This is a genomic window from uncultured Adlercreutzia sp. (genome assembly GCA_910585575.1).
Lineage (GTDB): Bacteria > Actinomycetota > Coriobacteriia > Coriobacteriales > Eggerthellaceae > Adlercreutzia.
Genome location: CAJUFS010000028.1, coordinates 5,883 through 29,946, shown reverse-complemented (window position 1 = coordinate 29,946; position 24,064 = coordinate 5,883). Strand labels below are relative to the sequence as shown.

The 24,064-nt window shown below is 61.4% G+C and carries 19 protein-coding genes, 4 tRNA genes and 1 pseudogene (1 of these 24 running past the window's edge); 17 read left to right on the top strand and 7 right to left on the bottom strand.

Features of this window, described 5'->3' with window-relative positions:
• Positions 1-256 precede the first annotated feature (256 nt).
• From QZ307_RS05475 to QZ307_RS05465, 3 genes are all read left to right on the top strand, one after another.
• Positions 257-832 (top strand): 4Fe-4S dicluster domain-containing protein, encoded by a 576-nt coding sequence (locus tag QZ307_RS05475; protein ID WP_295996959.1) that lies wholly within the window; start codon positions 257-259, stop codon positions 830-832.
• A 115-nt stretch (positions 833-947) separates the two neighbouring features.
• Positions 948-2,675: an ATP-binding protein gene (locus tag QZ307_RS05470; RefSeq protein ID WP_295996956.1), complete on the top strand. Its 1,728-nt coding sequence runs from the start codon at positions 948-950 to the stop codon at positions 2,673-2,675.
• Entirely contained in the window at positions 2,656-3,324 is a 669-nt protein-coding gene (locus QZ307_RS05465) for a response regulator transcription factor (RefSeq protein ID WP_295996953.1), read from the top strand. The genes QZ307_RS05470 and QZ307_RS05465 overlap by 20 nt, the downstream gene beginning before the upstream one ends.
• 237 nt (positions 3,325-3,561) lie before the next feature.
• Here QZ307_RS05465 and asnB read toward each other — a convergent pair whose 3' ends face one another.
• The 4 genes from asnB to QZ307_RS05445 all read right to left on the bottom strand — a co-directional run bounded on the left by asnB (position 3,562) and on the right by QZ307_RS05445 (position 9,961).
• Complete coding sequence (asnB, locus tag QZ307_RS05460) at positions 3,562-5,499, bottom strand: asparagine synthase (glutamine-hydrolyzing) (protein ID WP_295996952.1); 1,938 nt, start codon at positions 5,497-5,499, stop codon at positions 3,562-3,564.
• Between the two features lie 130 nt (positions 5,500-5,629).
• Positions 5,630-6,397 (bottom strand): amino acid racemase, encoded by a 768-nt coding sequence (locus tag QZ307_RS05455; protein WP_295996948.1) that lies wholly within the window; start codon positions 6,395-6,397, stop codon positions 5,630-5,632.
• Positions 6,394-7,869, bottom strand: a complete 1,476-nt coding sequence (locus tag QZ307_RS05450; RefSeq protein ID WP_295996945.1) for a hypothetical protein — start codon at positions 7,867-7,869, stop codon at positions 6,394-6,396. Before QZ307_RS05450 ends, QZ307_RS05455 begins: the two co-directional genes overlap by 4 nt.
• 796 nt (positions 7,870-8,665) lie before the next feature.
• Entirely contained in the window at positions 8,666-9,961 is a 1,296-nt protein-coding gene (locus QZ307_RS05445; protein ID WP_295996944.1) for an aminotransferase class I/II-fold pyridoxal phosphate-dependent enzyme, read from the bottom strand.
• Between the two features lie 292 nt (positions 9,962-10,253).
• On the opposite strand from QZ307_RS05445, the gene putP reads away from it, so the two are divergent.
• Complete coding sequence (gene putP, locus QZ307_RS05440) at positions 10,254-11,816, top strand: sodium/proline symporter PutP (RefSeq protein ID WP_295996942.1); 1,563 nt, start codon at positions 10,254-10,256, stop codon at positions 11,814-11,816.
• A 171-nt stretch (positions 11,817-11,987) separates the two neighbouring features.
• Positions 11,988-13,178, top strand: coding sequence for an FprA family A-type flavoprotein (locus QZ307_RS05435; protein WP_295996939.1), 1,191 nt, complete (start codon positions 11,988-11,990; stop codon positions 13,176-13,178).
• 81 nt (positions 13,179-13,259) lie between these two features.
• Here the strand turns inward: QZ307_RS05435 and QZ307_RS05430 are convergent, their stop codons facing one another.
• Positions 13,260-14,447: an NlpC/P60 family protein gene (locus QZ307_RS05430; protein WP_295996937.1), complete on the bottom strand. Its 1,188-nt coding sequence runs from the start codon at positions 14,445-14,447 to the stop codon at positions 13,260-13,262.
• Between the two features lie 515 nt (positions 14,448-14,962).
• On the opposite strand from QZ307_RS05430, the gene QZ307_RS05425 reads away from it, so the two are divergent.
• The 10 genes from QZ307_RS05425 (at position 14,963) to rplA (ending at position 19,271) form a co-directional block, all read left to right on the top strand.
• Positions 14,963-15,047: transfer RNA gene (locus QZ307_RS05425), tRNA-Tyr, on the top strand.
• Between the two features lie 4 nt (positions 15,048-15,051).
• Positions 15,052-15,127: transfer RNA gene (locus tag QZ307_RS05420), tRNA-Thr, on the top strand.
• Positions 15,128-15,130: 3 nt separating this feature from the next.
• A tRNA-Met gene (locus QZ307_RS05415) sits at positions 15,131-15,207 on the top strand.
• A gap of 82 nt (positions 15,208-15,289) precedes the next feature.
• Entirely contained in the window at positions 15,290-16,492 is a 1,203-nt protein-coding gene (gene tuf, locus QZ307_RS05410) for an elongation factor Tu (RefSeq protein WP_275206822.1), read from the top strand.
• A gap of 114 nt (positions 16,493-16,606) precedes the next feature.
• Positions 16,607-16,756 (top strand): 50S ribosomal protein L33, encoded by a 150-nt coding sequence (rpmG, locus tag QZ307_RS05405; protein ID WP_022740305.1) that lies wholly within the window; start codon positions 16,607-16,609, stop codon positions 16,754-16,756.
• A 23-nt stretch (positions 16,757-16,779) separates the two neighbouring features.
• A tRNA-Trp gene (locus tag QZ307_RS05400) sits at positions 16,780-16,856 on the top strand.
• Positions 16,857-16,942: 86 nt separating this feature from the next.
• Positions 16,943-17,356 carry a preprotein translocase subunit SecE gene (gene secE / locus QZ307_RS05395; RefSeq protein ID WP_295996919.1) on the top strand — a complete coding sequence of 138 codons (414 nt, stop codon included), beginning with the start codon at positions 16,943-16,945 and terminating at the stop codon, positions 17,354-17,356.
• Between the two features lie 3 nt (positions 17,357-17,359).
• Complete coding sequence (gene nusG, locus QZ307_RS05390) at positions 17,360-17,890, top strand: transcription termination/antitermination protein NusG (RefSeq protein ID WP_295996917.1); 531 nt, start codon at positions 17,360-17,362, stop codon at positions 17,888-17,890.
• Positions 17,891-18,004: 114 nt separating this feature from the next.
• Positions 18,005-18,499, top strand: coding sequence for a 50S ribosomal protein L11 (gene rplK / locus QZ307_RS05385; RefSeq protein WP_275206826.1), 495 nt, complete (start codon positions 18,005-18,007; stop codon positions 18,497-18,499).
• 61 nt (positions 18,500-18,560) lie between these two features.
• Entirely contained in the window at positions 18,561-19,271 is a 711-nt protein-coding gene (gene rplA / locus QZ307_RS05380; protein WP_295996912.1) for a 50S ribosomal protein L1, read from the top strand.
• 79 nt (positions 19,272-19,350) lie between these two features.
• On the opposite strand, the gene QZ307_RS05375 is transcribed toward rplA, so the two are convergent.
• Complete coding sequence (locus QZ307_RS05375; protein WP_295996910.1) at positions 19,351-20,358, bottom strand: NAD(+)/NADH kinase; 1,008 nt, start codon at positions 20,356-20,358, stop codon at positions 19,351-19,353.
• A 258-nt stretch (positions 20,359-20,616) separates the two neighbouring features.
• Here QZ307_RS05375 and murJ point away from each other — a divergent pair, with 258 nt between their 5' ends.
• Positions 20,617-22,473: a murein biosynthesis integral membrane protein MurJ gene (murJ, locus tag QZ307_RS05370; protein ID WP_295996907.1), complete on the top strand. Its 1,857-nt coding sequence runs from the start codon at positions 20,617-20,619 to the stop codon at positions 22,471-22,473.
• An 11-nt stretch (positions 22,474-22,484) separates the two neighbouring features.
• Positions 22,485-23,258, top strand: a complete 774-nt coding sequence (gene map, locus QZ307_RS05365) for a type I methionyl aminopeptidase (RefSeq protein WP_295996905.1) — start codon at positions 22,485-22,487, stop codon at positions 23,256-23,258.
• Positions 23,259-23,908: 650 nt separating this feature from the next.
• Here the strand turns inward: map and QZ307_RS05355 are convergent.
• Positions 23,909-24,064 (bottom strand): annotated as a pseudogene (locus QZ307_RS05355) (CTP synthase) (it continues 1,453 nt past the right edge of the window).

The window sequence follows — 24,064 nt, the reverse complement described above, 5'->3', positions numbered from 1 at the left end:
ACTCTTTCCCTACACGACGCTCTTCCGATCTGGCTGTGTGGGGCTGCCCCACGGTGCCTGGATGGACTTCGACGAGGACGAGGGCGTTGACCGCGCCGGTATGGACAATATGCTGTGCGGAACAGTGGCCAGCGGCATGGGTACGTCGGGCTACAACAACTACAACTGCAATTTCGAGAAATACGAGGGCGAGGCGCTGGTGCCGGACTGCGAATTGCCGCAGCGTATCGTCGAGCTGGTTTAAGGGGGAGCGATCATGACGCAAATTGGTTTCTACTACGATCAGACGCGCTGTGCCGGCTGCAAAACCTGCCAAGTGGCCTGCAAGGACAAGAACCGTTTGGGCGTGGGCCCTGTGCTGCGCAAGGTGACGAGCCGCCAGACAGGTGCCTATCCTACCCCGAAGATGTACCACGTGTCGGCCTCCTGCAATCACTGCGAGATGCCCGCCTGCATGGCGAAGTGCCCCACGGGCGCCATCGACAAGAACGAGGACGGTGCCGTGGTGCGCGACGCCGAGGCCTGTATCGGCTGCTCCTCCTGCGTGAACGCCTGTCCCTACGGGCACCCGCAGATTGATGAGGTAACGGGCCTGTCGGTGAAGTGCGACAGCTGCGCCGAGTGGCGCGAGGCGGGCTATCTGCCGGCCTGCGTGGAGGCCTGTCCCTACCGTGCCCTCGATTTCGGTGATGTGGAAGAGCTGGCGGCGAAGTACGGTGCCGACCTGGTAACCACCCTGCCGGTTCTTGGCGAAGACACGACGGGCTCGCACACGCTCATCAAAGCGCGTTCCGTGGCTCTCGAGGACGAGGGTGTGCCCATCGTCCTGTAGCGAACCCTCCCATCAGCCAGAGCCGCAGGCCCTCTTTGGGCTTGCGGCTCGCTGTGGTTTCGGGGTACGCTGACAGGGTGTCATGAAGAATCGAGTGGTGATTCAGGAGGCATTCATGGGGAAGAGGGGAGCGCGGCGCGCCCGTCCACTTGTCGTGCGCTACATAGCCCTGATGACCGTAGTGGCGGTGGTGCTCATTGCGTTGTTCGGCGAGCTTTCCTACCGTGAGCAAGCGCGTCAGATGGAAGAGCAGATGCTGGCCGAGGCGCAGGTGCTGGAGAAGTCTGTGCGCGCCACATGGGATTTCATCGACTTCGAACAGCCCAATATCAACTACGACCGGGACGGAACCTACAACTTCAAAGGCCTGTACTGCTCGCTCGTGGGCAAATCGGTGGGCAAACTGTTCACCATGAGCACCGACGATCAGTACGAGTTGCGCTACACGCGTCTTGACCCGCGCAATGCCCTGGACGCCCCCGATGCCTTCGAGCAGGCGGCTCTCGATGCGTTCTACAACGAAGGGGTGGCCGAGTACACGGGGTTTGTCGAAAACGAAGAGGGCAAGCGCGAGTACCGCTATGTGGGGGCTATCTATCTGACGGAGTCGTGCCTTGAATGCCACGGTGGTCCGGCTGGCGAGCTGGATGTGACGGGCTTCCCGAAAGAGGGGCTGTCCGTGGGCGATATCGGCGGTGCTGTCAGCATCAGCATGCCCACCGACTTGTATCAAGCGGGTATCAACCGCAATACGCTGCTCATCATCGGTTTCTTCGTGCTTTTCCTGACGGTGACCTTTGGGGCGAGCTTGCTATTTTTCCGCCGACGGGTCACCGAGCCACTGAACAATCTGGAGACCGCCGTGGAAGAGGTGGGGCGGGGCAACTTCCAGGCGCCGTTGCCGCCCGAAGGCGGGGTGCGGGAGATTAACGACCTGACGGCTGGCGTCAAAGCCATGGCCGGCGAGCTGGATGCCCTTTACGCCACGCTTGAAGAGAAGGTTGATACGCGGACGCGGCTGTACCGCGAGGCCAACGAGATGCTCGAGGAGCAGCGGGCGGCCCTGGCACGCACTAACGAGCTATTGGAGCAGTCGAACGACAAGCTGGCCCAGGAAAACGAGTACCGCACGAACATTGTGGCCATCTTGAGTCACGAGTTGCGCACGCCGCTCACCTCCATTCTGGCCTTTGTGGATCTGTGGGAAACTTCGGGCGAGCAGCACAGTCGCGAAAGCCGTGAGTGCTTCGACAAGATAAAGGCCCAAAGCCAGGTGCTGCTGGAGATGGTCAACAATGTGCTCGACATGGTGCGCGTGGAATCCGGCGTACTGGAAATTGCGCGCGATCCCGTTGACATGGTGGACTTGGCGTCGACGGTGGTGGACGGGGTGGCCCCTTTGGCGCAGAAGAAGGGCGTCGATTTGCAGTTCGCCGTGGCGCCCGAGGTACCGCTGGTACGTAGCGACTGGACACAGCTCGAGAAAATTCTCGGCAATTTGCTGAGCAACGCGGTAAAGTTCACGGATGGGGGCGGCCGGGTTGATTTCCTGACAGGGTTTGAGCCGGAGACCGCGACGCTGGTGCTGACGGTGGCCGACACGGGTATCGGCATTGCCGAAGATCGCCTCGAGGGCATCTTCGATCGGTTCGTGCAGGCCGACGCGTCCATCTCGCGGAAGTACCGCGGCAGCGGTTTGGGGCTGTCGCTGGTGAAGAAAACCGCCGAGGCCCTGGGCGGTACAGTGAGCGTTGAGAGCTGTGTGGGTGAGGGCAGCACGTTCACCGTGCGGATTCCCGCCGAGGTAATCGAGGAGGAGAGCGATGAAGATTCTGATTGCTGATGACGAGCGGGACATTTGCGAAGCGGTGCGCAAGATTGTCGAGCGCTCAGGACACACCTGCTTTGCCGTGTATGACGGCCTGCTCGCTCTCGAGGCCTTCGAGCGGGAGAACCCCGACTTGGTCATTTTGGATGTAATGATGCCTGAGGTGAACGGCTTCGACCTTTGCCGCGATTTGCGCGAGCGCGATGCTCGTGTGCCCATCATCATGCTTTCGGCAAAATGCGACATCGTGGACAAAAGCGTCGGGTTTGCAGCTGGATGCGACGACTATATCGCCAAACCCTTCAACAGCCAGGAGCTGTCCATGCGCATCGAGGCGTTGCTGCGCCGTGCGCGGTTGGGCTCGCCCGACGAGCCACCGCGCCGCAACCGATCAGTGGTGCGCCTGGGCGACATGGAGGTGCGTCTGAAGCGCAACGAGGTGCTGGTGCACGGCCAATACGTGAATCTGACGCCCAAGGAGTTCCAGATCATTGCCTTTTTGGCCAATCATGTGGGTGAGGCCTTTTCCTCTCAGGACATCATCGCCAACGTGTGGGGCGAAGCCTACATGCCCGATTCCGGGAGCATCGCTGTCTTCGTGCGCAAGATCCGCAACAAGATAGAGGATGATCCCTCGAAGCCGCGCTATCTGCAAACGGTGTGACGCGAGGGCTATCGCCTCGGCGACGAATCGATGATCGAGCCGGAATGAGGCGCTGGCAGGGCGGAGCCTGCGCGGCGGCGCGTTGATTAGACCCGTTTCGTTGCGCGGCGACAGTTCGTACTTGCGGCGCTGCAGCGAGGCTCGCCTGACACAGGTCACGATGGCTGCCTGTCGCCTGAAGCCACGATGTCCGCGCTCCGTGCTGTGATGGCGGCATTGGATTCTCGCAGATGGATGCTACTCGAAGAACTGACGGTGCCAGATGAGGAAACAGTAGACCGACCAGATCTTCTTCATGTGCGAGCGCGTGCCAGATTGGTGCTCGTCAAGGAGCGCGTTCAGTCGATCGATGCGGAAGTACTGCCGCGCTGTTTCGCTGTTCAGCTCTTCCCGCACCATGCCTGCCCAGGGCTCTTCGCGCAGCCACTGAGCCAAGGGGGTCAGAAATCCCTTCTTGGGCATAGTAGCGGTGCGTGACGGCAGCGTCCTGGTGGCGGCGCGCCGCAGGGCTACTTTCGTCTCGTGGCGTGCGACTCGCTGCTGCGTAGGGAGTGCGCGGGCGGCGGCCCAGACCGTGCGATCGAGGAACGGCACCCTCAGTTCCAGCGAGGCAGCCATGGACAGTTTGTCGGCCTTCAGCAGGATGTCTTGCTGCAGCCAGGTGAGCAGGTCAAGGGTCTGCATAGCTGTGACCTCATCGATTTCACCATTTTGGGCTATTTCGATAAGGTCACAGCCCAGCGCCCAGGGTGGGATGGGGCAATGCGGTCGGCTCAGCGTTGTGCGGTGGGGGTGGGGTGGAGTCTGCTCGTTGCCGTTTGTCCGCAGCTCCGGCGCTGTACTGCCGGATGCCGAGAGAGAAGCGAGCAGGTCGGGCTGCAGCAGGTCGCAGGCCTCTTCGAAGGTGAAGTTGTACTCCCAGCGCAGGTAGCGGCGGGAAAAGGGCTGGGCGCCGCGCATGAGAAAGCGCCGCCCGTGGGTGCCGGCGGGTAGGTGCGCCGCAGCGCGTCCCAAGGCGCGGCGCAGCGGCGCGGGCACCGCCTCGTAGGGCTCATAGGCGAGACATTCCTGGTAGTACGGGTAGCCGCCAAAGAGCTCATCGGCGCCCTCGCCGGACATGACCACCTTCACGTCCTCGGCCGCCAGGGAGCACAGGTGGTACAGGGGAATGGCCGAGGGGTTGGGCAACGGCTCATCCAGGGCGTACTGCACGGCGCCCACCGAATCGAAGAACGAGGCGGCATCCAATATGCTCTGGCGGTTGCGCAACCCTACGGTGCGCGCGAAGTCCTTGGCGGCGGCCAGCTCGGAAAAGCGCTCCTCGCCGTAGCCGATGGAAAAGGTACGTGCGTCCATGATCTGTGAGGCCTTGTGGGCTACCAGGCTCGAGTCGACGCCGGCGGATAAAAAGCAGCCTACTTCCACGTCGGCGACGGCGTGGGCGCGCACCGAGTCGCGCAGAGCGTCATCGATACGGGCCGCATTCTCCTCGAGAGAGGTGGCTCCATCGGGGGCGTAGCGCGGCCAGAACCAACGCTGCACCTGACATTTCCCTTGTCGCCAGCGCATCCAGTGGCCGGCAGGCAGCTTGCGCACGCCCTTGAACAAGGTCGCATCATCGGGTTGGTACTCCATGCACAAGTAGGTGGTGAGACGCTCCGCATGCAGCTCTTTCGCGAATCGGGGATGAGGTAAGAGCCCCTTGATTTCCGACGCGAACAGAAGGCGCGCACCTTGATCCTGGTAGTACAGCGGTTTGATGCCGAAAGCGTCTCGGGCGCAGAACACTTCACCCGTGCGGCGGTTGTACAGCGCAAAGGCGAACATGCCGCGCAGATGGGCGAGCAGGGAGTCGCCCCATTGCTCGAAGCCGTGAAGCACAACCTCGCCGTCTCCCTGGGTGGAAAACCGATGGCCCGCGGCGCGGAGCTGGTCGCGCAGCTCGCGGTAGTTGTAGATCTCGCCGTTGAATACCAGCACCAAAGTGCCGTCCTCGTTAACGAGAGGTTGCTGGGCTCCTTCCAAATCGATAATGGCTAGCCGCCGAAAGCCCAAAGCGCAGCGCCCGTCGTCGAAAAAGCCGTCCGAGTCGGGCCCGCGATGGGCGATGGCCTCGGCCATCGCGGCTATGACCGCGCGGCGATCATAGCCGCTTCCTTCGTCAATGAAACTCACAAAGCCGCACATAGGGCCTCCTTGTCAATCGAACCTGGTTGCCCCCTTGTCGTTCCGCTGACCTATGGCCAATGCTGCGATCTGGGATGGTATTGAGCAATAGCAGGTTGTTTCTGTAAAAGCGCACTGGCTACAAAATGGCGGAGCAGGCTTTTGAGGCGGGGCCCGTGCCGCGCGTGATCGGCGCCTCTGCTGCTCGAACCGAGCGCCCTGCGCGCTCGATGACGCTGTCAGCCAGCACGTCGAGGGCGTCGATGATGGGAAGGCCCGCAGCTTGGGAAACCCCCGAGAACGCAAAGGACAGCTCGGTGCAGCCGAGCACGACGCCATCACAGCCCAACTCGCTCAGGGAGGCGGCTGGGGGTATCAGGGCGGCGCGCTCAACGGGTGCGCCCGCTTTTACCTGGTCGAAGATAAGGCGGTTCACCTCGTGCTGGGTGGCAAGGCCGGGATAGGCGCACTCGATGCCGTAGCGCTGCGCCTCTTCGCCGTACAAGTTGCGCAGGACGGTCCCCTGGGTGGCCAGCACGCCCACGCGCCGTAAGCCGCTCGCGGCAGCGCGCTCCATGGTGGCGCGCACCATGTTGATAAGAGGGACGTGCAGCTGCGCCTGCAGTTCGTCGAAAAAGCCGTGGGCGGTGTTGCAGGGCAGCGCCAGCAGATCGCAGCCGCACGCCTCCAGCAGCAGGCCGTCCTCGACGAGCGATTCCAGCGGATTGCGTGCGCTGATGCCTGTTAGAAACGCCGTGCGGTCGGGTATAGCCGTATCATTGAAGGCCAGGGTGCGGATGTGCTCTTGGTCGCAGGTGGCGGCGGTACGCTCTACCAGCCGCTGCAGGAAATAGGCTGTGGCCGCTGGTCCCACGCCGCCGAGGACGCCAACGAGCTGGGCGCTCATTGCGCGGCTCCCATCAGCTGCAGTTCCGGCGCCTCGAGTTCATTCGCCATGGCGTGGTTCGCTGCGCGGTTCTTCGCGTCGGTGCAGAGCGGTCGAGCATTGCTGCGGGGCGCCGCAGAGAGGTCTGTCTTGCTGAAGCGGCCGCCGCTGGGTTCCGCTTCAGCCGCCTCGTTTTCCGAGGCTGCGGCCGTGCGGTCTTTTCGCGCAGAACGACAGGCGCGCCACTGCTTGAAAGCGAACACGAAGGGGTAGAGCCGGCGGCGCAATTTGCCCTCTGCCTCGTAGGCCAGCGGATCGGCGTCGCAACCCAGCTCGTAGAGGTCGCGCACCTCGGCGCGCAGGTCGGGGTTGGCAATAGCTCCCAGCACGACGGGCTTCGGCGCCACGGCGTACAGGCTCTCTCGTCCACGGGCCACTACCAGCTCATCGGCAAAGGGACGCTGCTCGACCAGATCGGCCACCAGCCAGCGGGCGACATTGTGGCCGCTGGCGGTCACGTAGTAGTTCGAGCGTCCCAGGCGCGTGTTGATCTCGAAAAAGCGATGGCTGCCATCGCGAGGGTCGATTTTGATGTCGAAGTTGGCGAAGCCGGTGTACCCCACGGATTCCAGCAGGCGAACCGCATCGGCCACAATGGCGTCGTTCTCACGGCTGACAATGGCCAGAGGGTTGCCCACACCCATGGGGCGGGGGTCCTCCAGCAGCGTCTGCCCGAAGGCGGCAAAGCGCACCCGTCCCTGTTGGTCGGAATAGGTGGTCAGAATGCGCATCTGGGTGTCGTCGCCGGGAATGTGCTCCTGGATAAGGAATTTCCCCTCGTAGGAGCTTCGACGCACAGCCGAAAGCGCCGCTTGCAGTTCCGCGCGATCCTTCAGAAAGAACACCTTGCGCTTCTCGGGAAACGAAGCATAGTGATAGGCCGCCGATGATGCCGGCTTGGCCACCACGGGAAAGGAGAAGGGGAGCGCAAGCTGAGCGGGGTCGTCGGCGGTGTCGTAGACAACGGTGCGCGGAATGGGAACGCCCGCCTCTTCGCAGAGCCGGCAAAAGCTGTCCTTGAGCACCAAACGGTTCAGGAGCTCCTCGGGGATGTAGGGAATAAGATAGTGCCCCTCCAGTTCTTCGCGCATTTCGACGATCATGCGCACGTACCAGTCGCCGCAGCCCAAGAGCAGAAGGGGCTGGTGGCCGTGGGTCTCGGCAATGTCTCGCAGCACCGCTTGCAGCACAGCGCGCTGCTCCAGCTCGGGTTCGACGCGGTTGACGAGGATAGTCGAGTCGCCGCACATATGGGAAGCGCGCTGGCTTACCACCAGCGACACGATGCCGTAGGCCTCGTGAAAGGCGCGCGCCAGGCTGTAAGCACCGATGTCGCCGCCTAAGATAACGGGCAGAACTTCGGGCTTTTCTGCCCCCATACCATCGCGCGAATGCTGCGCCTTCAACCGTCCCATAGCGTTCATCTCCTGCATTCATGCTTCTTGCAATGACAGGATTCAGCATAGAAAAAGGCGGCATTAACAATCCCAGAGCAAAAGCTGAAGAAAGCGTAAGGCCCCGCTAACTTTTCGTAAGTAAAGCCGCCTGGTCCGCGGAAGGCCCGCCGCCCCCTCCGGGCACGCGCCGCTTCGCTGGCTCGCTTCGCTCGGGCGCTGCGCTCCCTCATGCCTTAATGGAGCGGCCTTCGGCCGCCAATATAAGTTAGTGTTCAGACGGCGCCCTCTGGGGGCGTCGGGGCCGTCCGCTCCTCATCCAAGGCTGGAGCAATGGGGCGGAGCTGCATGCGATTTGGCCGCCCCATCCATTGCTCAATCTCGGTCCATTCGCTAGGTTCCAATAAGAAGGGGTTTGGTACCCCGTTATCTCTAATGGAAGTCTTCCGACCTGGGGTTTTGCGAGGAGGTGGAACCAAACCCGTGTATTCTGGCGCCCTATAGGGGACCAAAGCGGCCGCTTCTGGAATCTGGCCGAAACATGGCTGTGTTCTGCCTGCTAAGTCGTATCCTCACCGAGATCCTCGCGCCAAATTTGGCAACGTAGCGGGCGGGGGCGGTATCCCCGGAGGGCACCGTCTGAACACCAAAAAGAAAAGGCGGCCGTAGGCCGCCCAGTGAAAGCATGAGGGAGCGCAGCGCCCGAGCGAAGCGAGCAGCGGAGCGGCGCGTGCCCGGAGCGGGATGCCGCCCCCGCCCGCGGACAGGCCGGGGGTCGAGCAGCGGAGCGGCGCGTGCCCGGAGCGGGATGCCGGCCCCGCCCGCGGACAACCCGCTAAGCGTCTTCTTCCGCCAGCTTTTCTAGTGCTGCCAGCTTCACGCAGCAGGTGAAGACATCCATGGCCTCGTCCAGTTCCTCCAGCGGGGGAAGCGAGGGTGCGATGCGGATGTTGGAGTCGGCGGGGTCGTTGCCGTAGGGCCAGGTGGCCCCAGCGCCGGTCATCACCACGCCGGCCTCTTTGGCGAGGGCGACAATGCGAGCAGCCGTGCCCTCGGGCCCCTCGAAGCTGACGAAGTAGCCGCCGCGAGGGGAAGTCCAGCGAGCAATGCCGGCTTCACCCAGCTCTTCTTGCAGCTTGGCGCATACCAGATCGAACTTCGGCTTCATGAGCTCGCCGTGGCGGGCCATATGGGCGGCCATGCCACGGCCCTCGTCCAGGAAGCGAGCGTGGCGCAGCTGGTTCAGCTTGTCATGGCCGATGGCCTGGGCGTTCATATGGCGCTTGATCTCGGCCACGTTGGCAGGGCTGGCGGCTACGGCGGCCACGCCGGCGCCCGGGAAGGTGATCTTCGAGGTGGAGCCGAACTTCAGGTAGCGGTCGGGATTGTCGGCTTCGGCGCAGGCCTGTGCGATGTCGAGTACGGTATCCTGCTCGGCGGGGTCGGCGGACAGGTGGTGGACGGCGTAGGCATTGTCCCAGAAAATGCGGAAGTCAGAGGCAGCAGTGTCCATGGAGGCCAGGCGGCGCACCACGTCATCAGAGTAGGTGATGCCTGAGGGGTTGGAGTACTTAGGCACGCACCAGATGCCCTTGATGGTCGGATCGGCGGCGACAAGGCGCTCCACCTCGTCCATGTCTGGGCCTTCGTCGTTCATGGGCACGGGAATCATTTCGATGCCCAGGGCCTCGCAGATGGTGAAGTGGCGGTCGTAACCCGGCACGGGGCAGAGCCACTTGACGGTGTCGAGCCGTCCCCAGGGCGTGCTCCCCAAAGCGCCGAACATCCAGTAGCGCACCATAGCGTCGTACATGGCCGTGAGGCTGGCGTTGCCCAGGACGATGACGTTGTCGGGCTCGTCGTCCAGCAGCGTGGCCATGAGGCGCTTGGCCTCGGGGATGCCGTCGAGCACGCCGTAGTTGCGGCAATCGGTGCCGTCCTCGCTGCAAAAGTCGGCTTCGGCGTCCAGCACGTCGAGCAGGGGCATGGACAAATCCAGCTGGGCTTGGGAGGGCTTGCCGCGGGCCATGTTCAAAGCCAGGTCGCGAGCTTGCAGTTCCGCATAGCGCTCTCGCACGCGGGCGAGTTCCTCTTCCAATTCTGCCTTCGAGAGATCTGCGTAACGCGCCATGGGGCTTCCTTTCGCCGTAAAACTATTCGTACGCTCAAGATGCAGCCGTTTACTCCATCGCGATAAAGTATAATCCCAACGGTTAGAATTACCGTTGGGAATGGGTAACTCAGTTTCGATCCGAAGATGATCGGAGCTGGGCTCGGCGAGGGGGTTCGCACGCAGATCCCGCATCAAGAGAGGCGGCCGTGGCCGCTCTCGAAGCGGAAGCTGCTTCATGACGGCGCCCCCTCGCCGAGCTCAGTCTTCGAGGAACCCCAAGCGGGAAAAGGGTTTCCAGAAAGGGGAGACTATGCTCGAAAGCGATATGCAAGTAGTCATAGCCATGCTGCTCTACTTTGTGGTAGTAGTGGTCATTGGCTTCATCTACGCCAAGCGCTCCAATTCGTCGTCCGAGGAATACTTCCTGGGCGGCCGCGGCCTGGGTCCGTGGCTCACCGCGCTGTCGGCCGAAGCGTCCGATATGTCCGGTTGGCTGCTTATGGGCCTGCCCGGCGTGGCCTACTTCACCGGCGCTTCGGATGCCATGTGGACGGCCATCGGCCTGGCCATCGGTACGTATCTGAACTGGAAGTTCGTGGCCAAACGCCTGCGCAAGTACTCGGAGAAGGCCGGCAACGCCATCACCGTGCCCGATTTCTTCTCCAACCGCTTCCATGACACGAAGCACATCCTCATGACCATTGCCGCGGTCATCATCCTGCTGTTCTTCACCATCTACACGGCCAGCTGCTTTGTTACCGTGGGCAAGCTGTTCGCGACGCTCTTCGGTTGGGATTACGGCGTCATGATGGTCATCGGCGCCATCATCGTGTTCCTCTACACCTTCATGGGCGGCTATCTGTCGGTGTGCACCACCGACTTGGTTCAGGGCACGCTTATGTTCCTGGCCCTGGCCACCGTGTTCGTGGGCAGCGTCACGGCTGCGGGCGGTGTGGACAACACCGTGACGTTCCTCCAGAACATTCCGGGCTTTCTCTCGGGCACCGAGATTGCCACGCCGCTGCTTGACGAGGCGGGCAACCAGCTCATCGAGGGCAACGAGCCCATGTTCGGCCCGGCGGGCACCTACGGTCTCATCACCATCGTGAGCGGCCTGGCTTGGGGTCTGGGCTACTTCGGCATGCCGCAGGTGCTCATTCGCTTCATGTCCATCCGCCACTCCGATGAGATCAAGAAGTCCCGTATCATCGCCATGATCTGGTTGGTGGTGTCCCTTACGTCGGCCGTGTGCATCGGTCTCATCGGTCGAGCGGTCATCCCCACCGAGTTCCTGACGCAGTCGGCTGCTGAAAGCGTGTTCATCGTGCTCTCCCGCATGCTGCTGCCATCGTTCTTCTGCGGCCTGGTGGTCTCCGGCATCTTCGCCGCCGCTATGAGCTCCTCTTCCAGCTACCTGCTCATTTCCGGCTCGGCCGTGGCTACGAACATCTTCAAGGGCCTCATCAAGCGCGACGCCACTGACAATCAGGTCATGATCGTGGCCCGCATTACGCTGACGGCCATCCTGCTGCTGGGCATCTTCCTGGCCATGGATCAGAACTCCTCCATCTTCGATATCGTGTCCTATGCTTGGGCTGGCTTCGGCGCGTCGTTCGGTCCGCTGATGCTGTGCTCGCTGTACTGGCGTCGCACCACGCTGCCCGGTGCTGTGGCCGGCATGCTCACCGGTGCGGTAACCGTGGTGGTGTGGAAGAACCTGATCGCGCCTTTGGGCGGCTGGTTCGCGGTGTACGAGCTTTTGCCGGGCTTCGTGCTGGCGCTGCTCGTCATCATCGTCGTCTCGAAGCTGACGAAAGAGCCCTCCAAGGAAGTCACCGACGACTTCGACACCTACATGGAGCTGGACGTCTAGGGCCTTCCGCTCGAAGCCGCACGGGGGCGGACCACGGGGTATCCTGATTCGCTCAAACAGTCCTCGCAACAATTTTTCAACGGAGCATTCCTGAGTGGGATGCTCCGTTTTCGTTCTGGGTACTATGCTGCTGAACTTGTTGACAGGCGGCAAAGAGAGCAAGGAGACGTTATGCTGAAAGCTATTGAGATCAAGCCCGATGTGTATTGGGTGGGCGGTATCGACTGGAACGAGCGCAATTTCCATGGCTATACTACTGAGCGCGGGTCAACCTATAACGCCTATCTCATCCTCGATGAAAAGATCACCCTCATCGACACGTGCAAGCGCGATTTCACTGACGAGCTCATCGACCGCATTGCCGACATTGTCGACCCGGCCTCTATTGACTACATTGTCTCGAATCATGTAGAGATGGACCACTCGGGCGGCTTGCCGGCCATGGCGGCCATTGCTCCGAACGCCACTATTATTACCGGGACGCCGAAGGGCGTCGCTGGCCTGAAGGCCCATTATGGCGACGAGCTGAACGTGCAGGGCGTGAAGACCGGCGATACGCTGAATATCGGCAAGCGCACGCTCACCTTCGTGCAAACCCCCATGGTGCACTGGCCCGACTCCATGGTCACCTACGACGAGTACGACCAGATCCTCTTCTCCAACGATTCCTTCGGCCAGCACTACGCCTCCTCGAAGCGCTTCGACGACGAGGTGGGTTTGCCCGAGGTGCTCGTGCAGGCGCAGAAGTACTATGCGAACATCGTGATGCCCTACGGCAAGAACGTGGAAGCGGCCCTGAAGGCGCTGGCCGGGCTTTCCTTCGATATGATCGCTCCGGCCCATGGCATTATCTGGCGCAGCCACGTGCCCGAGATCCTGGACATGTACCGCAAGTGGGCCAGCGGCGTGCCCGACGAGTACGCGCTGGTGGTCTACGACTCCATGTGGCACACCACCGAGACCATGGCCGTAGAAATTGTGGAAGCCTTTATCGAGATGGGCATTCCCGCCCGTCTGCTCGACTTGAAGGTGAACCATATCTCCGACATTATGGCCGAGGTGTTGAATGCCCGCTACATCGCTGTGGGCTCGCCGACGCTGAACAAGACCATGATGCCCACGGTGGCATCGTTCCTCTGCTATATGCGCGGACTGGCGCCGGCGGGCCGCGTGGGCATTCCCTTCGGCAGCTACGGCTGGGCGCCCATGGGCCCCAACGAGGTGTACCAGTCGCTGGAAAGCTGCAAGTTCACCTTGCCCGAAGCTCCCTTTACCCATCAATGGGTGGAGGACGAGGCTGGCCTGACCAGCTTGCACGACCAGGTTATCGAGTTCGTCGGCCTTTTCCACGAGAAGGCGTAAGATCGGCTCTCAAACACTTTTGAAAAAAAGAAGGCCCGCAAGGTTTGCTTGCGGGCCTTCGTGATTGCTGAAGTCGATGGGCTAGTAGCGCACGTAGATCATGTCGGAGTGCACGCCGGAGATCTTGACCACATCGCCGGAGCGCGGGGCGTGGATCATCTGGCCGTCGCCGATGTACACGCCGGTGTGGTGGCTGTTCACGCAAATGTCGCCCGGTTGCGGGTTCGACACGCGAGGCCATCCCATGAACGTGCCCGTGGTGCCCAGGCGCGTATGCTTGCCGGTGAGGCAGTAGCTGACCAGGCCGGAGCAGTCGTAGGAGTTCGGGCCGACGGCGCCCCAGCTGTAGGGCTTGCCCAGCTCGCCATAGGCGCGATCGACAACGGTGTTGCCCGACACGGTCTGCGGCTTGGAATTGTTCGAAGACGTTCCGCCGCCATCGCTGCCGCCGCTTCCGCTGTCGGAATCGCCGGAGTCCGAGTTGTCGGAGCTGCCGGAATCGCTTGAGCCGCCGGAATTGCTGCTCTGGTTTTGCTGGGCGGCGCGAGCCGCGGCCTCTTCGGCCTCAGCCTGACGACGGGCCTCTTCCTCGCGCTTGCGGGCTGCTTCTTGGGCTGCGCGCTCGCGAGCGGCTTCCTCTTCGGCCAGAAGCTGGGCGGCCTCGGCGGACAGGGAGTTGTACACCTCGTCCATCTGGGCCACCAGAGCAGCGGCCTCTTCCTCGACGTCCTTGGCTTCCTTTTCCTTCTTAGCAGCCACGTCGCGCTGCTCGGCGTAGACGGCCTTCTCGGATTCCACCTCAGCGCGCAGCGACTTGGTCTCTTCGACCATGTCGGCATCGTTCTGGTTCATATCGTTGAGCAGGTCCCAGTTCGAGGCGAAGGCCTGGAACGTGGTGGAGCCCAGCAGCAGATCCAGGAACGTGGACGAGCCGCTGCGGTACATGCTGCGAGCACGATTGCCCAGCTGGCCCTGAAGCTCGGAGATACGCTTGGAGGCATCATCGATGCGCGTCTGGGCCTCGTCCATGCGACCCTCGGCGGCCTCGCGCTCGTTTTGGGCGTTTACGTGGGCATCGGAAGCACGATCGAGCTTCTCCTGCATGGCGTTGAGCTTTTCCAGCGCGGCATTAGCCTCGGCCTGCTTCTCGGCGGCCGTGACGGCATGGGCTTGGGTAGGGGAAAGCGGCGGCAGGCACACGGAAATGCCGAGTGCGGCTGCAGCGCCGACGAAGGCACGTCTGCTAAAAGGGCGTGTATGCTCACTCATGTGGGGTCCTCCTGAAGAGCATTTGGTTCGTTCATTGCAAACTATCAGTGCATCATAGCACGGTCTGACCCCTTCGATCTCGTACTATAGAATGGCTCCACAAACATGAGAAGATGAGGAAAAGGCTTATGAAATGAACCTGAGCCGGCTCCGTCGCGCTGTCCTACAGTAGGGCGAGCGTCCCTACCTATACAGTTCCTACCTATATATAGGGTTAGGAACGGCCAAGCTATTCTTCCGGAAGTGATGTGCGCAAAGCAGCTATGGTCTCTCTGCCGAACGCCGAATAAAAATTTTTGAATTTGAAAGTTCTCGATGGGGTCGAACGAGCAAAGAATGCCTGCGAATCAGGCGATGATCGGGGCATTTGGGGAGGATTCGTGGAGACACGCCCGGGGGCGTGTAAACAGTTGACACCGCCCCTTCCGTAACGTATTATTCATTCGCTCGCTTTTCCTGGTTCGGGGAAAGCGGCAGGCAGCTTGAAAAGTACACATGAATTAAAGCGCCGAAATGGGCGTGTGCCCGAGTGGTTAAAGGGGACGGGCTGTAAACCCGTTGGTTATGCCTACCTAGGTTCGAATCCTAGCGCGCCCACCATTTCGCCTGTGTAGCTCAGTCGGTAGAGCACTTCGTTGGTAACGAAGAGGTCACCGGTTCAAGTCCGGTCGCAGGCTCCACTTGGCGGTGTAGCTCAGTTGGTCAGAGCACACGGTTCATACCCGTGGCGTCACTGGTTCAAATCCAGTCACCGCTACCATTTAGATTTACCGCGTCCATTAGGGCGCGTTTATTTTGTTGTAATTCGTTTTAGCGAATCGCCCTTTTAAGGAGGATGAAACATGGCTAAGGAGAAGTTCGAGCGTTCCAAGCCGCATGTTAACATCGGTACCATTGGTCACGTTGACCACGGCAAGACGACGCTCACGGCCGCGATCTCCAAGACCCTGTCTGAGAACGATGGCTCCCATGGCAGCGCCACTGCCGACTTCACCGCCTTCGACATGATCGACAAGGCCCCCGAGGAGCGCGAGCGCGGCATCACCATCTCCATTGCTCACATCGAGTACGAGACCGATACCCGTCACTACGCTCACGTTGACTGCCCCGGTCACGCCGACTACGTGAAGAACATGATCACCGGTGCTGCTCAGATGGACGGCGCTATCCTGGTTATCGCTGCCACCGACGGCCCCATGGCCCAGACTCGCGAGCACATCCTGCTCGCCCGTCAGGTAGGCGTGCCCTACATCGTGGTCTTCCTGAACAAGTGCGATATGGTTGACGACGAGGAGCTCATCGAGCTCGTCGAGATGGAAGTTCGCGAGCTGCTCGACAGCTACGAGTTCCCCGGCGACGACACCCCGATCATCCGCGGTTCCGCTCTGAAGGCCCTCGAGGGCGACAAGGAGTGGCAGGAGAAGGTGTGGGAGCTCATGGACGCCGTTGACTCCTACATCCCCACGCCCGACCGTGACGTCGACAAGCCGTTCCTGATGGCCGTTGAGGACACCATGACCATCACCGGCCGTGGCACCGTTGCCACCGGTCGTGTGGAGCGTGGCGTTCTGCACGTGAACGACCCGCTGGAGATCGTCGGCATCCGCGAGACCGCCAACACGGTCTGCACCGGCATCGAGATGTTCCGCAAGCTGCTGGATGAGGCTCAGGCTGGCGACAACATCGGCTGCCTGCTCCGCGGCGTGAAGCGCGAGGAGATCGTGCGCGGCCAGGTTCTCTGCAAGCCCGGTAGCGTGACCCCGCATACCGAGTTCGAGGGCCAGGTCTACATCCTGACCAAGGAAGAGGGCGGCCGTCACACCCCGTTCTTCGATGGCTATCGTCCGCAGTTCTACTTCCGCACCACCGACGTGACCGGCGTTGCCCACCTTCCCGAGGGCACCGAGATGGTTATGCCTGGCGACAACGTGACGATCAAGGGCGAGCTCATTCACCCCATCGCCATGGAAGAGGGCCTGAAGTTCGCTATCCGCGAGGGTGGCCGCACCGTTGGCTCTGGTCGCGTGACCAAGATCTTCAAGTAAGCTAAACTACTTGGAATTTGGCGGGGCTTGCTCAAACGGGCAAGCCCCGCTTACCCTGCGCTTCATGTGTATGATCAAACCTGCACTTTCGTTTTATAGGTAAAAGGAGAATTCATGCGTACTCTGGTCACCCTGGCCTGCACCGAGTGCAAGCGCCGCAATTACACGACCAAGAAGAACAAGCAGAACAATCCTGACCGCATCGAGCTCAAGAAGTACTGCAAGTGGTGCAACGCCCACACGGTGCACAAAGAGACCCGATAAAAGGTTAAGGAAGAAACAGGCATAGGCCAGTAGCTCCAATTGGTAGAGCGGCGGTCTCCAAAACCGCATGTTGGGGGTTCGAGTCCCTCCTGGCCTGCCAGCTTGTTACCGTGAGCAGCCCATGGCTGCTTTTTTGGCGATTAGACAAAGAATGTCAAAGACAGAAACTGTCGAATAAGGAAACCCATGGCAAAGAAATCTAAGACACAGAAGGCTAAGGCATCCGCTGCTCGTCAGCAGCGCAAGGCCGAGCGCGAGCAAGAGGCGCTCAACCCTCAGCCTCAGGTAACCGAGGCTGCCGAGAGCGAACAGAAGAAGGGCTCGTTCTTCAAGAAAAGCTCCGAGAGCGAATCTGCGTCTAGCGATACCGGCAAGGCCTCGAAGAAGTCCGAGGAGAAGCCGAAAAAGAAGAAGCGCTTCCAGTTCTTCCGCGACGTGAAGGCCGAGATGAAGCGCGTGACGTGGCCGACGCGCACCGACGTGCTCCGCTGGAGCGGCGTGGTCGTGGTGGCTCTGTTGTTCTTCGGTGTGTTCGTGGCGATTCTCGATAACGCTATCATCACTCCGTTGCTCGTTTTGATTTCCGGGATTGGGGCGTAACCGATGGCTAAGAAGTGGTATGTGCTGCACACCTACTCGGGTTACGAGAACAAGGTGAAGTCGAACTTGGAGCAGCGTATCGAGGCCATGGGTCTCGAGAACAACGTGTTCGGCATCGAGATCCCCACGGAAATGGTCACCGAAATCAAAGAGGGCGGCCGCCGCGTGGAAAGCGAGAAGAAGGTGTTTCCCGGCTACGTGCTCGTGCGCATGGAGCTGGACGACCGCAGCTGGGCTGCGGTGCGCAACACCCCCGGTGTCACCGGCTTCGTGGGCAGCCAGGGCAATCCCCAGGCGCTCACCCGCGAAGAGTACAACAAGATTATGAAGCGTACGAGCCGCGAGGCTCCCAAGAAGACTTCCACCAGCCTTGAGGTGGGACAGTCGGTCAAGGTCACCCATGGTCCTTTGGCCGAGTTCGACGGTACGGTGTCTGAGGTTATGCCCGACGCCGGCAAGGTCAAGGTTATGGTGTCCATCTTCGGCCGTGAGACCCCGGTTGAGCTTTCGTTCGACCAGGTGGCGAAGATCTAATTTTGCAAGCACTTTGACTTTGGGGGTTGTGCCCGCGTGGACCGGGGCTTCTCGCGAACCTGAAGTTTTTAGTGATAGAGAAGTGTAGTCGATACATCTGAAAGGTAGTCACAGATGGCTGACAAGAAAGTCACTGGATTTGTAAAGCTGCAAATCCCCGCCGGCGCTGCCAACCCGGCTCCTCCGGTTGGCCCGGCACTGGGCGCCCAGGGCGTCAACATCATGCAGTTCTGCCAGGCGTTCAACGCCCAGACGCAGGACCAGTCCGGCACCATCATCCCGGTTGAGATCACCGTCTACGAGGACAAGTCCTTCACCTTCGTGTGCAAGACCCCTCCGGCGGCCGTGCTCATCAAGGAGAAGCTCGGCATCAAGAGCGGCGCCGCCATTCCGCAGATTCAGGTGGCGGGCACCCTCACCGAGGATCAGCTCCGCGAGATCGCCGAGATCAAGATGCCCGACCTGAACGCCAACACCATCGAGGCCGCCATGGAGATCGTGGCCGGCACCGCTCGCTCCATGGGCGTGCGCATCGAGGGTCGCGAGATGAAGAAGAAGTACGTGCCCAGCCGCAAGGTTGCCGCGCTGCTTCAGGGCAAGGCCGAATAACTAAGATTCAACTGTGGAAGGGCTAGAAGCGCCCGCCATTACCACGAAAGGAATGTTTCACATGACCAAGCATGGTAAGAAGTACGAAGCTGCCGAGAAGCAGATTCCCGCCGAGGCCGTGGCTCCCCTCGAGGCTATGAAGCTTCTGAAGGAGATCTCCACCGCCAACTTCGATGAGACGGTGACCGGCGATTTCCGTCTGGGCATCGATACCCGTCAGGCCGACCAGCAGCTCCGTGGCACCGTGAGCCTGCCGAACGGCTCTGGTAAGACGGTTCGCGTGGCTGTCTTCGCCGAGGGCGAGGCTGCCCGTGCCGCCGAGGAGGCCGGCGCCGACATCGTGGGCACCGACATCCTCATGGAGCAGATCCAGGCCGGCGAGTTCAACTTCGACGCAGCTGTGGCTACCCCCGACCAGATGGGCAAGGTTGGCCGTCTGGGTAAGATCCTCGGCCCCCGTGGCCTGATGCCCAACCCGAAGCTCGGCACCGTTACCAACGATGTGGCCAAGGCTATCAACGAGCTGAAGGGCGGCCGTGTGGAGTACCGCGCCGACCGTTACGGCATCGCTCACGTCATCCTCGGCAAGGTGAGCTTCACCGCCGAGCAGCTGGCTCAGAACTATGGCGCGGTCTACGACGAGATCCTGCGCATGAAGCCGGCCGCTGCCAAGGGCAAGTACGTGAAGTCCATTACGGTGTCCGGCACCATGACCCCGGGCGTGCCCGTGGACTCTTCGGTGACCCGCGCCTACACCGAGGGCGCCGAGTAAATTCACTTCTCACGTCACAAAAAGAAACCCCGCTTCGGCGGGGTTTCTTTTTTGTTTGGGAAAAGGCGAGCAGCGGGCTCTAGGCGCATTGGTCTCCAAAGAAATCGCGGGAGAGTCGCTCGTAGAAGCTGGCTCCCTCGACGCGCAACAGGGTTACTGGGTGATCGGCCCGCTGTACGTAGATTTTCTTCAGCGGCTGCGGGAAAGGCACGATTTCGCCGTCTACAAACAAGGTGGCCTCGCGGAAGGCATCGGCATTGCTCAGCGTGATCTCGATCACGTCGTGGGAGTCGGTGACAATGGCGCGCGATTGCAGGGTGTGGGGTGCCAGGGGAACGGCAACCATGCCCTTGAAGCCCGGAGAGACCAAAGGGCCGCCCGCGGACAGGGCATAGGCCGTAGAGCCCGTAGCAGTGCAGACGATGAGGCCATCTCCGCGCAAATGATCCACGGTGGTGCCGGATATGCCGAGCGACAGTTCGATAATGCGTCCCAAGGACCCCCGGGTAAGAGCCAGCTCGTTCAAGGCGAAGAAGTGGCGGATGCCCGCCAAGCCGCGGGAATTAACGCCGAACTTGTCCTCGCACACCCACGAGCCCCAAATGGTGGGCAGCGAGACCTCGTCAAGTGAGCAGGTAGCCTCCTCGGCAAAGCCGCCGTCTTCGTCGTAGCAGTCAGCGTCGTAGGGGTCGCGTTCGTCTTCGCACACCACCTGGATGGAAAGCATGGCGCGCTGCTCGGCGGCTAGTTCTCCGGCAAGCGCGTCGGCAATGAGGGGAATAAGCCCTGCGTCGTCGGCGTTGGCCAGAAAGCCGAGACGCCCGAAATTGATCGGGAGAAGAGGCACTTGCCGGGTGTGGAGCAGGTGCACGGTGTGGAGCACCGTGCCGTCACCACCCAGGACGATGACCAGGTCGATGGCATCGGGAAGTTGGCGGCGAATGGCCTCGCGCTCTTGGTCGTTGCCAAGCGAGGAGGAGTCGACTACGGTGGACGCGATGCCCTGGCTCGTCAGATAGGTGGCGACCAGGAGGGAGGCGTCGATGGCCTGCGGATTGGAGTTATTGCGCACGACAAGTATATGCATGGGGCTCTACTTTCCGTCTTTGCTATGATGGGAAATTATACCCGATGGTCTGAAGGCGCATCCATGGCCGACAAACTCCAACGAGCTCGCCATAGCAAGCAGAAGCCGGCTGCGCGTCCGGAAGGCGTCGGTGCGCCCATACCTCTAAGGGAAACGGGCGCGGAAGCTCGAGGCCGGCGCATCTCGCAGAGGATGGCCGATCGTTCGGAACGCGGGTGCGTTACGGCAGCGTCGCGGCCCTCAGACCCCGAGCAACCTATGGTCCCGGCCGCAGGTCCCCGCAACAATCCTCGTCTCAATCAAGAGCGCCGCACGCCGGCGCGGGGGCGTCACCGCGGCGTGGACAAGACGCTGCTGACCCCTCCTACCGATCCAGGCGCAACCGGTCTCATTCCCGTGGTAGGTTCTCATGCGGGCCTTGATCGCACGCTGCCCTCGGCCGTCGAGGAAGAGGCGCTGCGTCAACAGGAGATCGTCGAGGCTGAAGCGGCCTCGGCCCCCCTCGATGCCCAGGCCCAAGCCGAGGCCGTTGGTGCCTCAGCGGCGCTCATTTCCCTTTGCGTTATCATCTCGCGCATTACCGGTTTTGCCCGTACCTGGGCCATGGCCTTCGCTTTGGGCTCCACGTTCGTCTCCAGCTCCTACCAGGTGGCGAACAACTTGCCCAACATGCTGTACGAGCTGGTCATGGGGGGCATGCTGGTTACGGCGTTTTTGCCGGTGTATATGTCGATAAAGAAGAAGCTGGGCCAGGAGGCCGGGAACCGCTATGCCTCGAACTTGCTCACTATTGTGGTGCTGCTGCTCGGGGTGGTCTCGGCGCTCTGCATCGTCTTTGCGGCGCAGGTCATCTACACCCAGAGCTTCTATTCTAACCAGGACGAGATGGCGCTTTCGGTGTTCTTCTTCCAGTTCTTCGCCATCCAAATTGTGTTCTATGGCGCGTCCTCTATTGTGTCGGGTCTGCTGAATGCCAATCGCGAGTACTTCTGGTCGTCCTTTGCGCCGGTGTTCAACAATGTGATCGTCATCGCGTCGTTCATCTTGTACGCCGTCATTGCCCAGCACAATCAATCGCTTGCGTTCTTTGCCATTGCCATCGGCAACCCGCTGGGCGTGTTCGTTCAGATGGCGTTTCAGCTGCCAGCGCTCAAGAAGGTGGGCATTCGCCTGCGGCCGCGCATTGATTGGCGCGATCCGGCCCTGGCCGATACGCTGCGCTTGGGGGCGCCGGCCATCTTCGTCACCGTGTGCTCGTTCGCGACAGTGTCGGCTCAGAATGCCGCCTCTTACGTGTTCGCCGATAACGGTCCTTCGGTAATCGCTTATGCGCGCCTGTGGTTCACGTTCCCATACTCGTTTTTGGCGGTGCCTGTCACCACCTCGATGTTCACTGAGTTGGCGGACATGCAGGCTGACGAGAACATCCGCGGTGTGGTGCACGGCATCATCGACGGTACGCGCCAGATCCTGTTCCTTATGATTCCCATGGCCCTGTATCTCATTGTGTTTGCCACGCCGCTCGTGACGCTCTACCACATCGGCGCTTTTACCGCCGACGCCATTGGCCAGATTGCCAGTTACTTGGCAGTGATGGCCGTGGCGCTGCCCTTCTACGGGGTGAACGCCTACCTCAATAAGATTTTCAGCAGCATTCGCCGCATGGGTGTTTTCTCGGTTATCAATTTCGTGGCGGTGATGGCGCAAATTGCCGTGACTCTCGGGGCTGCCTGGGCCTATCAGCAGGGGATGCCCGTCAGTCTTGACGCCATTGCCGCCAGCACCATCGTGTCCTACGTCATTGGCGACGTGGTCGCTTTTGCCTACTTGCGGCGCCATTACGGGCCCATGGGGCTGGGGGCGGTGTTCGTGGCTCTCGGCCGGGGCCTCTTGCTGGGCGGCTTGGGGGCTGCTGCCGGTTGGCTGGTGGTGCTCGGTCTCGAGACGGCGGTAGCGCCGCTGTCCGGTAGCGTGTTGCAGGCCTTCGGCTACATAGTGGCGGGAGGGCTGGTGGCTCTTGCCGTCACCTTCGGGCCGGCGCTTAAGCTGAACTGGCCCGAGGCGTCGTTTATTGCCGGGGCCGTGCGCAAGGTGAGCCGCCGTCTCCATCGCTAGAAAGGGAATCCATGAGCGTGAAATTGAAGAGCCCCGCCCAGATCGAGGCCATGAAGGAAGCGGGCCGCGTGTCCGCTTTGGCTTTGCGCGAGGTGGGGGCGGCTGTGGAACCGGGCATCACCACCCTTGAACTGGACGCCATTGCCGAAGCGGCTATTCGTCGCGAAGGCGGCATTCCCGCTTTCAAAGGCTACGGCGGGTTCCCCGGCTCTATTTGCGCTTCCGTGAACGACGCGATTGTCCACGGCATTCCCTCTCGAAAGGTCAAGCTGCGCGAAGGGGACATCATCTCCATCGACACGGGCGCTATCGTTGACGGATGGGTAGGGGATAATGCCTGGACCTATCCAGTGGGGGAGGTTCCCCCCGAGGTGCAGCGTTTACTCGAGGTAGGGGAGCGCTGCATGTGGGAGGGCCTTGCGCAGGCCTGTCCCAAGAAGCGGCTGGGAGATATCGGCCATGCGGTGCAGTCGCTGGCCGAGGCTTGCGGCTATGGGGTGGTGCGCGAGTACGTGGGCCACGGCATCGGCCGCGACATGCACGAGGATCCCAACGTGCCCAACTTCGGTCGTCGCCATACGGGGCTCAAGCTGGTGCCGGGTATGGTGCTGGCCATCGAGCCTATGATCAACATGGGCACGCGCAAAACCAAGGCGGGCAGCGACGGATGGCTGGTGAGCACAGCCGACGGGAAACCCTCGGTACACTTCGAGAAGACGGTGGCCATTACCGAGGACGGCCCGGTCATCTTGACGACGGAAGAGGGGCGCGAGCGGCCGGTATAAAGCGCGCTTATGGATCGCCTCGGGCTGCTCCACTTGGTCCGCGGACGGTCCCGCCGCCCCCTCCGGGCACGCGCCGCTCCGCTGCTCGCTTCGCTCGTGCGCTGCGCTCCCTCATGCTTTCACTGGGCGGCCTTCGGCCGCTTTTCTTTTTGGTGTTCAGACGGTGCCCTGCGGGGGCGGGGGGGGGGGCCGCCCGCTCCTCGCCTCGGGCTGGAACGATGGGACAAGATCGCGTCCGATTTTGTCCCAGGACACCCCAGGCCGATCCAGGGCCGATCCGGTGCCGACCCAGGGCCGATCCAGGGCCGATCGCTGGGTTCCAATAGGAGGCGGTTTGGTACCCCGGCTTCTCTAATGGAAGTCTTCCGACCTGGTGTTTTGTAGGCCAGGGGGAACCAAACGGTTCGGTTTTGGCAGAGTCGCGGGAACCAAACTGCTGGTTCTTGGAACCTAAGCTGGTCCCGCCTAATCCTGCGGGAACCGAACTAGCGGTTCTTGGAGCCTAAGTTGGTTCGGGCAGTGCCATGGGGGCCGAGCTAACGGATTTTGGAACCTAAGTTGGTTCTGTCCTACGCTCCCTAACTCTACGTTCTTCGGTCTTCGGTCCCGATCGTGTCTTCATTCTTGATGTTGGCCTGGCGTTGCGTGCTTCATTCCTGGCCATTCTTCTGCTTGTTTGCCGCTTCCACGAATGCTTGGAACAGGGGATGAGGGTTGGTGGGGCGGCTTTTGAACTCGGGGTGGCCTTGGCTGGCGACGAAGAAGGGGTGATCGGGCAACTCGATCATCTCGGTGAGGCGCTCATC